The sequence below is a fragment of the Pseudomonas sp. LY-1 genome, from assembly GCF_053502595.1.
On record NZ_CP094353.1, the window covers coordinates 660,617 to 673,218 of the forward strand.

Annotated in this window: 10 protein-coding genes; 9 read left to right on the forward strand and 1 reads right to left on the reverse strand. The window is 63.0% G+C overall.

Annotation, left to right across the window (positions count from 1 at the left end):
• Nucleotides 1–15: 15 nt before the first annotated feature.
• A complete protein-coding gene (locus MOQ67_RS02910; RefSeq protein WP_198717756.1) occupies nucleotides 16–1,380 on the reverse strand; it encodes a formimidoylglutamate deiminase in 1,365 nt (454 codons plus the stop codon).
• A 78-nt stretch (nucleotides 1,381–1,458) separates the two neighbouring features.
• On the opposite strand from MOQ67_RS02910, the gene hutC reads away from it, so the two are divergent.
• The 9 genes from hutC (at nucleotide 1,459) to hutH (ending at nucleotide 12,506) form a co-directional block, all read left to right on the forward strand.
• Nucleotides 1,459–2,238 (forward strand): histidine utilization repressor, encoded by a 780-nt coding sequence (gene hutC, locus MOQ67_RS02915; RefSeq protein WP_169850562.1) that lies wholly within the window; start codon nucleotides 1,459–1,461, stop codon nucleotides 2,236–2,238.
• Nucleotides 2,235–2,795, forward strand: a complete 561-nt coding sequence (locus tag MOQ67_RS02920; RefSeq protein ID WP_198718235.1) for a HutD/Ves family protein — start codon at nucleotides 2,235–2,237, stop codon at nucleotides 2,793–2,795. Before hutC ends, MOQ67_RS02920 begins: the two co-directional genes overlap by 4 nt.
• Before the next feature lie 407 nt (nucleotides 2,796–3,202).
• The gene (gene hutU / locus MOQ67_RS02925; protein WP_046384993.1) at nucleotides 3,203–4,888 is read left to right on the forward strand and encodes a urocanate hydratase; all 1,686 of its coding nucleotides are present in this window, start codon (nucleotides 3,203–3,205) and stop codon (nucleotides 4,886–4,888) included.
• Between the two features lie 149 nt (nucleotides 4,889–5,037).
• Nucleotides 5,038–6,510, forward strand: a complete 1,473-nt coding sequence (locus MOQ67_RS02930) for a purine-cytosine permease family protein (RefSeq protein WP_046490861.1) — start codon at nucleotides 5,038–5,040, stop codon at nucleotides 6,508–6,510.
• A 68-nt stretch (nucleotides 6,511–6,578) separates the two neighbouring features.
• Complete coding sequence (locus MOQ67_RS02935; protein WP_017849907.1) at nucleotides 6,579–7,544, forward strand: ABC transporter substrate-binding protein; 966 nt, start codon at nucleotides 6,579–6,581, stop codon at nucleotides 7,542–7,544.
• Between the two features lie 71 nt (nucleotides 7,545–7,615).
• On the forward strand, nucleotides 7,616–8,467 hold the full coding sequence (locus MOQ67_RS02940; protein ID WP_017849906.1) for an ABC transporter permease: 852 nt from the start codon (nucleotides 7,616–7,618) through the stop codon (nucleotides 8,465–8,467).
• The gene (locus tag MOQ67_RS02945; protein ID WP_017849905.1) at nucleotides 8,464–9,288 is read left to right on the forward strand and encodes a quaternary amine ABC transporter ATP-binding protein; all 825 of its coding nucleotides are present in this window, start codon (nucleotides 8,464–8,466) and stop codon (nucleotides 9,286–9,288) included. Before MOQ67_RS02940 ends, MOQ67_RS02945 begins: the two co-directional genes overlap by 4 nt.
• Nucleotides 9,289–9,424: 136 nt before the next feature.
• Entirely contained in the window at nucleotides 9,425–10,948 is a 1,524-nt protein-coding gene (locus MOQ67_RS02950; protein WP_193039626.1) for an HAL/PAL/TAL family ammonia-lyase, read from the forward strand.
• A 19-nt stretch (nucleotides 10,949–10,967) separates the two neighbouring features.
• Complete coding sequence (gene hutH / locus MOQ67_RS02955) at nucleotides 10,968–12,506, forward strand: histidine ammonia-lyase (protein WP_198718234.1); 1,539 nt, start codon at nucleotides 10,968–10,970, stop codon at nucleotides 12,504–12,506.
• Nucleotides 12,507–12,602 lie beyond the last annotated feature (96 nt).

Genomic DNA, 12,602 nt, shown 5'->3' on the forward strand with positions numbered 1-12,602 from the left:
GTTATGGGTTGCCTGTTAACCGAGTAACTCTCTCAAAACCTGGGTAAACGCCCGGCGGCTCTCTTCTTCAGCGGCATGCCGCCCATCGCGCACCACCCACTTGCCGTTGACCAGCACATCACGCACCTGGCGATCACCACCGGCGAACAGCCAGCGATTGAGAATCCCGTCTTCGGTCGCCGTCGCCAGGTACGGATCGTTTCCGTCCAGCACCAGCCAATCGGCGCGCTTGCCCACTTCCAGCCGCCCGATCGGTTGCCCCAGCGCCTGGGCGCCGCCGTCCAGTGCGGCATCGAACAGCGTGCGGCCGACCATCGGTTGGTCGTGGCGATACAGGCGATTGCGCCGCTGATCGCGCAGGCGTTGGCCGTATTCCAGCCAGCGCAGTTCTTCCACCACGCTTAGCGACACATGGCTGTCGGAACCAATACCCAGGCGCCCGCCTTGAGCGAGGAAATCCACCGCCGGAAAAATCCCGTCGCCCAGGTTGGCTTCGGTGGTCAGGCACAAACCGGCAATCGCGCGGCTGTTGGCCATGCGCGTCACTTCCTCGGGGTCGGCATGGGTGGCGTGTACCAGGCACCAGCGCTCATCGACGTCGACGTTGTCATACAGCCATTGCAGCGGGCGTTTGCCGCTCCAGGCCAGGCAGTCGTCGACTTCTTTCTGTTGCTCGGCGATGTGGATATGCACCGGGCAGGCCTTGTCGCTGGCAGCCAGCACGTCTGTGATCTGTTGCGGCGTGACGGCGCGCAGGGAGTGAAAGCACAAGCCCAGTTGCTGCGCCGGCTGTGCGGCGAGGATCGGTTTCAGGCGCGCCTGCAGCTCCAGATAATGTTCGCCGCTGTTGATAAACCGCCGCTGGCCTTCATTGGGTGCCTGGCCGCCAAACCCGGAGTGGCTGTAGAGCACCGGCAGCAATGTCAGGCCGATCCCGCTGCTGGCGGCCGCCTGGCTGATCTGCCGCGACAGTTCCGCGCGGTCGGCATATGGTTGGCCGCTGACGTCGTGGTGGACGTAATGAAATTCCGCGACCGAGGTGTAACCGGCCTTGAGCATCTCGATATACAACTGGCGCGCGATGATCTGCAGTTGCTCCGGATTGATCTTGCCGACCATGCGGTACATCAGCTCGCGCCAGGTCCAGAAACTATCGTTCGGGTTGCCGGCCACTTCGGCCAGGCCCGCCATGGCGCGCTGAAACGCGTGGGAGTGCAGGTTCGGCATGCCCGCCAACACCGGGCCCCTGAGCCGTTCGGCACCGTCTGCGCTGGCATTGGCCGCGACGTGAGTCAGCAGGCCATCAACGCCGACTTCAAGGCGTACATCGTTGGCCCATCCATCAGGCAGCAGTGCGCGTTCGGCAAAGAAAACGGACATGTTCAGGGCACCCCGGTCGTGTGTTTATTTGTATATACATATACAGACGTTTGCCTGCTCGGTAAACTCCGGCAATCTATGCATCTTTTTCCCCTGCAAGGATTCCCCGTGCCGACTCCGCCCGCCAAGTCTTCACTGGCTGCCCACCTGGACGAAAGTCCGGCGCCCTTGTATGCCCGCGTCAAACAAATGATCAGCCAGCAGATCCTCAGCGGCAACTGGCCGCCCCATTACCGCGTGCCGTCGGAGAGTGAACTGGTCAGCCAGCTGGGTTTCAGCCGCATGACCATCAACCGCGCCCTGCGTGAACTCACCGCCGAAGGGCTGCTGGTACGCATGCAAGGCGTCGGCACGTTCGTCGCCGAGCCCAAGAGCCAGTCGGCGCTGTTTGAAGTGCATAACATTGCCGATGAGATCGCCGCCCGCGGCCATCGGCATACCTGCCAGGTCATCACCCTGGGCGAAGAGGCAGCCGGTTCCGAGCGCGCCGTCGCCCTGGAAATGCGTGAAGGCGGACGGGTATTCCACTCGCTGATCGTTCACTTTGAAAACGATATCCCGGTGCAAATCGAAGACCGCTTCGTCAACGCCCTGGTCGCGCCGGAATACCTGCAGCAGGATTTCACCCAGCAAACGCCCTACGCCTATTTGAACCAGGTCGCACCGTTGACCGAGGGCGAGCATGTGGTCGAAGCGATCCTCGCCGATGCCGCCGAGTGCAAGTTGCTGCAGATCGAACCGAGCGAGCCGTGCCTGTTGATTCGTCGACGCACCTGGTCCGGTCGCCAGCCGGTGACCGCCGCGCGCTTGATCCACCCCGGTTCCCGCCACAGCCTGGAAGGACGCTTCAGTAAATGAGTGCAGTGACCGTCTGGCGCGCCGCCAATTACGTGCGTATGCCGTGGAAAAACGGCGGCGGCAGCACCGAAGAAATCAGCCGCGATGGCGGCCATGGCCTGGAGGGCTTTGGCTGGCGCCTGTCGATTGCCGATATCGGCGAGTCGGGCGGGTTTTCCTCCTTCGCCGGCTATCAACGCGTGATCACGGTGATCAACGGTGCGGGCATGGTCCTGACCGTGGACGGCGAGGAGCAGCGGGGGTTGTTGCCGCTGCAAGCGTTCGCGTTCAAGGGCGACAGCCAGGTGTCGTGTCGCCTGATCAGTGGGCCGATCCGCGATTTCAACCTGATCTATTCACCCCAGCGTTACCATGCGCGGTTGCAGTGGGTCGATGGGATGCAGCGTTTTTTCAGCACCGCGCAGACGGTGCTGGTGTTCAGCGTGGCCGATGAGGTGACGGTGCTCGGCCAGGTGTTGGGTCATCACGACTGCCTGCAGCTGGACGGTAACGCTGGTTTGCTGGATATCTCCGTCACAGGCCGCTGCTGCATCATCGAATTGACCGCCCGCGGTTAAAAAATGTGGGAGGGGGCTTGCCCCCGATTGCAGTGGGTCAGCTACAGATAAGCTGACTGGTCCACCGCTATCGGGGGCAAGCCCCCTCCCACATTTGTTTCTCCACTGTTCTTGCGATCTGTTTCCAGCCTTCCGCACCACTTTGTTACCGAACGCCCCAGCGTGGCGCAATACCACCCTGACGTGGCAAACCGGCCTCGCTGTAAAACCGCCCCTCGAGAAATTTCATCACGCCTCGAAGCCTTAATTTCCAAGGCTCGCGCACGGCTGTGCAAACAATCGCGCCTGCACCCCAGGAAAGTTGGCCGTTCGATTGCATATGCTTGTATGTACAAGTAAAGGTGTGTGCGTAAGAGTCGACTTCGCACGCATCCAGTTCGCGCATCGATCGCTGAGGAGTTCTGGTTGTGACCGATTTTTCTAACGCTAAGCCTACAAAATACCGAGACGTCGAAATCCGCGCCGCTCGCGGTAACACGCTCACCGCCAAAAGCTGGCTGACCGAAGCGCCGCTGCGCATGCTGATGAACAACCTTGACCCGCAAGTGGCCGAAAACCCGAAAGAGCTGGTGGTGTACGGCGGCATCGGCCGTGCGGCGCGTAACTGGGAGTGCTATGACCAGATTGTCGAGAGCCTCACCAACCTGAACGATGACGAAACCCTGCTGGTGCAGTCGGGCAAACCGGTCGGCGTGTTCAAGACCCACCGCAATGCCCCGCGTGTGCTGATCGCCAACTCCAACCTGGTGCCGCACTGGGCCAGCTGGGAACACTTCAACGAACTGGATGCCAAGGGCCTGGCCATGTACGGCCAGATGACCGCCGGCAGCTGGATCTACATCGGCAGCCAAGGCATCGTCCAGGGCACCTACGAAACCTTCGTCGAGGCCGGTCGCCAGCATTACGACAGCAACCTCAAAGGCCGTTGGGTACTGACCGCCGGCCTCGGCGGCATGGGCGGCGCGCAGCCGCTGGCCGCGACCCTGGCCGGCGCATGCTCGCTGAACATTGAATGCCAGCAGGTCAGCATCGATTTCCGCCTGAACAGCCGTTATGTCGACGAACAGGCCAGCGACCTCGACGACGCCCTGGCGCGCATCGCCAAGTACACCCAGGAAGGCAAAGCGATCTCCATCGCCCTGCTGGGCAACGCCGCCGAAATCCTGCCGGAACTGGTCAAGCGCGGCGTGCGCCCGGACATGGTCACCGACCAGACCAGCGCCCACGACCCTCTCAACGGCTACCTGCCGGCCGGCTGGACCTGGGACGAATACCGCGCCCGCGCCAAGACCGAACCGGCGGTCGTGATCAAGGCCGCCAAGCAGTCGATGGCCGTTCACGTCAAAGCGATGTTGGACTTTCAGAAACAAGGCATCCCGACCTTCGACTACGGCAACAACATCCGTCAGATGGCGCAAGAAGAGGGCGTGGAAAACGCGTTCGACTTCCCAGGCTTCGTACCGGCCTACATCCGCCCGCTGTTCTGCCGTGGCATCGGCCCGTTCCGCTGGGCTGCGCTGTCGGGCGACCCGCAAGACATCTACAAGACCGACGCCAAAGTCAAAGAGCTGATCCCCGACGACGCGCACCTGCACAACTGGCTGGACATGGCCCGCGAACGCATCAGCTTCCAGGGCCTGCCGGCGCGTATCTGCTGGGTCGGCCTGGGTCAACGCGCCAAGCTGGGCCTGGCGTTCAACGAAATGGTGCGCAGCGGCGAGCTGTCCGCGCCGGTGGTGATCGGCCGCGACCACCTCGACTCCGGCTCGGTGGCCAGCCCCAACCGCGAAACCGAATCCATGCAGGACGGCTCCGACGCCGTGTCCGACTGGCCGCTGCTCAACGCCTTGCTCAACACCGCCAGCGGCGCGACCTGGGTCTCGCTGCACCACGGCGGCGGCGTGGGTATGGGCTTCTCGCAGCACTCGGGGATGGTGATCGTCTGCGACGGCACCGACGAAGCGGCCGAGCGGATTGCCCGCGTGCTGCACAACGACCCGGCCACCGGGGTGATGCGTCACGCCGATGCGGGTTACCAGATCGCGATCGATTGCGCCAAAGAGCAGGGCTTGAACCTGCCGATGATCAAGTAACGACTGGCTCGGTTTCTGTGGGAGCTGGCTTGCCTGCGATTGCGTCACCGCGGTCTACCCGAAAGACCGCGTCGCCTGCATCGCAGGCAAGCCAGCTCCCACAGAAGAGCAATCAGTACCCAAAACAATCCATCAGAGGTTGAACACACATGGCTGCAAATGACGCGCGTGCAAGCACCACCCCGTTGATCGAAAGGCGTTCGATCGACTACATCCCGGAAGCGGAAAGACACGGACGTCTGTTTAGCCAGTTCACCCTATGGATGGGCGCCAACCTGCAAATCACCGCGATTGTCACCGGGGCCCTGGCCGTGGTGCTGGGCGGTGATGTGTTCTGGTCGTTGATCGGCCTGTTGATCGGCCAACTGCTCGGCGGCAGCGTCATGGCGTTGCACGCGGCGCAAGGGCCCAAGCTTGGCCTGCCGCAGATGATCTCCAGCCGGGTGCAGTTCGGGGTTTATGGCGCGGCCATCCCGATCGTGCTGGTGTGTTTGATGTACCTGGGTTTCACCGCCACCGGCACCGTGCTTTCCGGTCAGGCGCTGGGCCAGTTGCTGGGCGTCAGCGACAGCGTGGGTATCCTTGTCTTTGCCAGTGTCATCGTGCTGGTCACGGTGCTCGGCTACCGCGTGATCCACTTCATCGGCCGGGTCGCCAGCGTCATTGGTGTGATTGCCTTTGTCTACCTGTTCAGCCGCCTGATGAGCCAGGCCGACATTGGCGCGCTGCTGCAAATCCGTCACTTCAGTTGGAGCAGCTTCCTGCTCGCGGTGTCGCTCGCAGCCTCCTGGCAAATCGCCTTCGGCCCTTACGTGGCGGACTATTCGCGCTACCTGCCGAGCCAGACCTCCTCGCTGAAAACCTTCCTGGCCGCCGGCGCGGGGTCGGTGATCGGCGCACAGGTGGCGATGGTCCTCGGTGTGTTTGCCGCCGCCCTGTCCAACGGGCAATTCGCCGGTCATGAAGTGGCCTACATCGTCGGTTTGGGCGGTACGGGGGCCACCGCCGCGCTGCTGTATTTCAGCATCGCGTTCGGCAAGGTCACCATCTCCACGCTGAACTCCTACGGCAGCTTCATGTGCATTGCCACCATCATCAGCGGCTTCCGGGGGCGCCTGCAGGTCACGCGCTTGCAGCGTCTGGTTTTTGTGCTGGCCATTGTCGGTACGGCGACTCTGATCGCGTTGCTCGGCCAGCACTCGTTCCTCGGTGCGTTCAAGTCTTTCATCCTGTTCCTGCTGGCGTTCTTTACGCCCTGGAGCGCGATCAACCTGGTGGACTACTACTGCATCACCCGCGAGCGTTATGACGTGACGGCGCTGGCCGATCCGGACGGGCGTTATGGGCGTTGGAACCTGCTCGGTATCAGCGTCTATGTGTTCGGTGTGCTGGTGCAATTGCCGTTCATCTCCACCAAGTTCTACACCGGTCCGCTGGTGGCCGCCCTGGGTGATGTGGATATTTCCTGGATCATCGGTCTGATAATTCCCGCAGCTCTGTATTACGTGTGTGCGAAAAAATGGCACAGCGCCGTGCCCGATCAACTGATTCTGCCGGTCGAGCAGGACAGCGTTGTACCAGCCCCAGCCAGCGGCGCCAGTCGCTCTGCGGCGCGGGCCTGATTGGACGTGGACCGGGCAGGATGCCTCTTGACTGCCGTAAGCCAACTCATGATTAGGAGCGTCACACAATGAAATCGAACAAGACCCTGCTGACCACATTGCTGTCCATGGGCTTGCTGGCAAGCGCCGGTGCCCAGGCGGCCGGTTGGTGCGAGTCCGGTAAGCCGGTGAAATTCGCCGGCCTGAACTGGGAAAGCGGCATGTTGCTCACTGACATCCTGCAAACCGTTCTGGAAAAGGGCTACGACTGCAAGACCGACAGCCTGCCGGGCAATTCGATCACCATGGAAAACGCCCTGAGCAGCAATGACATTCAAGTGTTTGCCGAAGAGTGGGTCGGCCGCAGCGAGGTGTGGAACAAGGCCGAGAAGGCCGGCAAGGTCGTCGGTGTCGGCGCGCCGATTGTCGGTGCGATCGAAGGCTGGTATGTGCCGCGTTACGTGATCGAAGGCGATGCCAAGCGCAAGCTGGAAGCCAAGGCGCCGGGCCTGAAAAACATCGCCGACCTGGCCAAGTACGCCGCGGTGTTCAAGGACCAGGAAGAGCCGTCCAAAGGCCGCTTCTATAATTGCCCGGCCGGCTGGACCTGCGAGTTGGACAACAGCGCGATGCTCAAGAGCTACGGCCTGGAGAGCAGCTACACCAACTTCCGTCCTGGCACCGGCCCGGCGCTGGATGCGGCGGTGCTGTCGAGCTACAAGCGCGGCGAGCCGATCCTGTTCTACTACTGGTCGCCAACGCCGCTGATGGGCCAGGTCGACCTGGTCAAGCTGGAAGAAAAACCCGGCGTGGATAAGAGCGTGAGCATCAAGGTCGGCCTGTCCAAGACCTTCCACGAACAGGCACCGGAACTGGTGGCCGTGCTGGAAAAGGTCAACCTGCCCATCGACCTGCTGAACCAGAACCTGGGGCGCATGGCCAAGGAGCGAATCGAGTCGCCGAAACTGGCGAAACTGTTCCTCAAGGAACACCCTGAAATCTGGCACGCCTGGGTGAGCGAAGACGCCGCCAAGAAAATCGACGCGGCCTTGTAGGTCAGGCGCGCCCGACTACCCTGAGGGGCAGCCGGGCGCCTGGCCACAACCCACTGGATCGAGAGCACGCTATGTTTCCTGAGAGTTTTACGTTTTCCATCGCCAACTGGGTCAACGGTTGGGTGGATTCGCTGGTGACCAACTACGGCGATGTGTTCCGGCACATTTCCGACACCCTGCTATGGGCCATCGTCAACCTCGAGGGCCTGCTGCGCGCCGCGCCCTGGTGGCTGATGCTGGCCATCGTCGGCGCCGTGGCCTGGCACGCCACGCGCAAGGTGGTGACCACCGCGGTGATCGTCGGCCTGTTGTTCCTGGTGGGCGCGGTCGGCCTGTGGGACAAACTGATGCAGACCCTGGCCCTGATGCTGGTCGCTACGCTGATCTCGGTGCTGATCGGCATACCGCTGGGCATCCTGTCGGCGCGCAGCAATCGCTTGCGTTCGGTGTTGATGCCGCTGCTCGACATCATGCAAACCATGCCCAGCTTCGTGTACCTGATCCCGGTGCTGATGCTGTTCGGCCTGGGCAAGGTGCCGGCGATTTTCGCCACGGTGATCTACGCCGCGCCGCCGCTGATCCGCCTGACCGACCTGGGGATTCGCCAGGTCGACGGCGAAGTCATGGAAGCCATCAACGCCTTCGGCGCCAACCGCTGGCAACAGCTGTTCGGCGTGCAACTGCCGCTGGCGCTGCCGAGCATCATGGCCGGCATCAACCAGACCACCATGATGGCGTTGTCGATGGTGGTGATCGCCTCGATGATCGGCGCCCGCGGCCTGGGCGAAGATGTTCTTGTCGGCATCCAGACCCTCAACGTCGGCCGCGGCCTTGAAGCCGGGCTGGCCATCGTGATTCTCGCCGTGGTCATCGACCGCATCACCCAGGCCTATGGTCGCCCACGGCATGAGGCGAGCAAATGACTACTGTCAGCAAAATCGAAGTGAAAAACGTCTTCAAGATCTTCGGCAACCGCGCCAAGGACGCGCTGGCGCTGATCGGCCAGGGCAAGACCAAGGATCAGGTGCTGGCCGAGACCGGTTGCGTGGTCGGCGTCAACGACCTGTCCTTGAGCATTGGCACCGGCGAGATCTTTGTGATCATGGGCCTGTCGGGTTCGGGGAAATCGACCCTGGTGCGCCACTTCAATCGCCTGATCGACCCCACCAGCGGCGCGATCCTGGTGGACGGCGAAGACATCCTGCAACTGGACATGCAAGCCCTGCGCGAATTCCGTCGACACAAGATCAGCATGGTGTTCCAGAGCTTCGGCCTGCTGCCCCACAAGAACGTGCTCGACAACGTCGCCTATGGCCTGAAAGTGCGCGGCGAAACCAAACAGGTCTGCACCGAGCGCGCGCTGCACTGGATCGAAACCGTGGGCCTCAAAGGCTACGAAAACAAATACCCGCACCAGCTCTCCGGCGGCATGCGCCAGCGGGTCGGCCTGGCCCGCGCCCTCGCGGCAGACACCGACATCATCCTGATGGACGAAGCCTTCAGCGCCCTTGACCCGCTGATCCGCGCCGAGATGCAGGACCAGTTGCTCGAACTGCAAAAGACCCTGCACAAGACCATCGTGTTCATCACCCACGACCTCGACGAGGCGGTGCGTATCGGCAACCGCATTGCGATCCTCAAGGACGGCAAGCTGATCCAGGTCGGCACGCCGCGGGAGATTTTGCATTCGCCGGCGGATGAGTATGTGGATCGGTTCGTTCAGCGGCGGGCGGCGGTGGTCTGATCCGGATTATGGGGTGGGGCTGCTGGCCTCATCGGGAGCAAGCTCCCTCCCACAGGGGGATGCATTCCAAAGGTGGGAGAGGGCTTGCTCCCGATAGGGCCAGTAAAGCTGCACAAGAACTCAAGAAGGTATGAAGATGTCCCAGGCAGCAAAAATCATCATCGCCGACACCCCCCTGCGCTGGCAGGACGTGGTCGCCGTGGCCCGCTTCGGCGCGGTGCTCGAACTCTCGGGCCAGGCTTGGGCGCGCATCGACAATGCCCAGGCCATTGTGCAGCGCATCGTCGCCAGCGGTGAGCGCGCCTACGGCGTGAACACCGGCCTGGGTGCGCTGTGCAATGTGCCGCTGGAGGGCGCGCAACTGAGCCAACTGTCGCGCAACACGCTGTTGAGCCACGCCTGTGGCGTCGGCCCGGTGCTCAGCGACGAACAGACCCGCGCGATCATCTGCGCGGCGATCATCAACTACAGCCACGGCAAATCCGGCCTGCATCCGCAGGTGGTGCATGCGCTGCTGGCGCTGCTCAACCACGGCATCACGCCGCAGGTGCCGTCCCAGGGTTCGGTGGGTTACCTGACCCATATGGCCCATGTCGGCGTGGCGTTGCTGGGGATTGGCGAGGTGAGCTACCGCGGCCGGATCGTCCCGGCGCAACAGGCCCTGAGCGCAGAAGGCTTGCAGCCGGTGGTGCTCGGTGCCAAGGACGGCCTGTGCCTGGTCAACGGCACGCCGTGCATGACCGGCCTGAGCTGCCTGGCCCTGGCCGACGCCCATCAACTGTTGCAATGGGCCGACGTGATCGGCGCCATGAGTTTCGAGGCCCTGCGCGGCCAGATCGATGCCTTCGACGCTGAAATCATCGCCCTCAAACCGCACCCCGGCATGCAGCAGGTCGGTATCAACCTGCGTGCGTTGCTCGACGGCAGTGAAGTGATCGCCAGCAGCCAGGGCATCCGCACCCAGGACGCGCTGAGCATCCGCTCGATCCCGCAGATCCACGGCGCGGCGCGCGACCAGGTGGAACACGCGACCCGCCAGATCGAGACCGAACTCAACAGCGCCACCGACAACCCGCTGCTGCTCGGCACGCCACACAGCTATCGCGTGGTGTCCCAGGCCAACCCGCACGGGCAGTCCGTGGCGCTGGCGGCGGATATGCTGGCGATTGCCATGGCCGAGATCGGCTCGGTCGCCGAACGTCGTCTGGACCGCCTGATCAACCCCCACGTCAGCGGCTTGCCGGCGTTTTTGGTGAGCGACCCGGGGGTCAACTCCGGGATGATGATCGTGCAGTACGTCGCCGCTTCCCTGTGCGCGCAGAACCGCCAGTTGGCGCAGCCGGCGGTGCTCGACAATTTCGTCACCTCGGGCCTGCAGGAAGATCACCTGAGCATGGGCACCAACGCCGCGCTCAAGCTGCACCAACTGTTGGCCAACGTTACCCAGATCCTCGCCATCGAGTACCTGCTGGCGGCCCAGGCCTTCGAGTTTCTCAAGGACCAGCGTTTCGGCGCGGGCACCGACCGCGCCTGGTGCTTGTTGCGTGAACAGGTCGCGCCTTACGCGCAAGACCGCTGGCTGGCGCCAGACATCGCGACCGCCGCCGCGTTGCTCAAGCACAGCGCTTTGCTGCAGCAGACTTTTCCCGAATTGCACTGAACAATAATTTCCAAGGAGCATGAATGTGACTGCGCTAACTCTGATTCCGGGCCAACTGAGCCTTGCCCAACTGCGGGCCATCTACCAGCAGCCGGTAACGATCAATCTGGATGACAGCGCCACTGCGCAGATCGACGCCAGTGTGGCCTGCGTGGAGCAGATTCTCGCCGAGAACCGCACCGCCTACGGCATCAACACCGGTTTCGGCCTGCTGGCCTCGACCCGCATCGCCAGCGAAGACCTGGAAAACCTCCAGCGTTCCCTGGTGCTGTCCCACGCCGCCGGCGTCGGTGAGCCGATCAGCGATGCACTGGTGCGGCTGGTCATGGTGCTCAAGGTCAACAGCCTGAGCCGTGGGTTTTCCGGGATTCGCCGCCAGGTGATCGACGCGCTGATCGCGCTGATCAACGCCGAGGTGTACCCGCACATCCCGCTCAAAGGCTCGGTCGGTGCCTCCGGTGACTTGGCGCCCTTGGCCCATATGTCCCTGGTGCTGCTCGGCGAGGGCAAGGCGCGCTACCAAGGCGAATGGCTGGAGGCGACTGCTGCGCTGAAAATCGCCGGTCTCACCCCGCTGACCCTGGCCGCCAAGGAAGGCCTGGCGTTGCTCAACGGCACCCAGGTGTCCACGGCGTATGCGTTGCGGGGCTTGTTCGAGGGCGAGGATCTGTTCGCCGGTGCCCTCGCGTGCGGCAGCCTCACCGTGGAAGCGGTGCTGGGCTCGCGCTCGCCGTTCGATGCGCGCATTCACGCCGCGCGCGGCCAGCGTGGGCAGATCGATTCGGCGGCGGCTTACCGCGACCTGCTGGGCGAAAGCAGCCAGGTGTCGCAGTCGCACCAGAACTGCGACAAGGTGCAAGACCCTTATTCCCTGCGCTGCCAGCCACAAGTCATGGGCGCCTGCCTGACCCAGTTCCGCCAGGCCGCCGAGGTGCTGGTGATCGAGGCCAACGCGGTGTCGGATAACCCGCTGGTATTCGCCACCGAAGGCGACGTGATCTCCGGCGGCAACTTCCACGCCGAACCGGTGGCCATGGCCGCCGACAACATGGCGCTGGCCATCGCTGAAATCGGCTCGCTGAGCGAGCGGCGTATTTCGTTGATGATGGACAAGCACATGTCGCAACTGCCGCCGTTCCTGGTGGGCAATGGCGGGGTGAACTCCGGTTTCATGATCGCCCAGGTGACCGCTGCGGCACTCGCCAGCGAAAACAAGGCACTCGCCCATCCCCACAGCGTCGACAGCCTGCCGACCTCGGCCAACCAGGAAGACCATGTGTCGATGGCTCCGGCTGCGGGCAAGCGCTTGTGGGAAATGGCTGAAAACGTTCGCGGCATCCTGGCCGTGGAATGGCTGGCGGCGTGCCAGGGCCTGGACCTGCGCGAAGGCCTGAAGACCTCGCCGAAGCTGGAAAAAGCGCGCGCCACCCTGCGCGGCAAAGTGGCGTTCTACGACAAAGACCGCTTCTTCGCCCCGGACATCATCGCCGCCACTGAACTGCTCGCCAGCCGCTGCCTGAATGAACTGGTGCCGGCCAAGTTGCTGCCGAGCCTTTGAAAAAACCTCCGCCCCTGTAGGAGCGAGCTTGCTCGCGAAGAACCCCCAGGCGCCGCGAGCTATCAAGTAGCACGCGTTATCGTTGAGGTTTTTCGC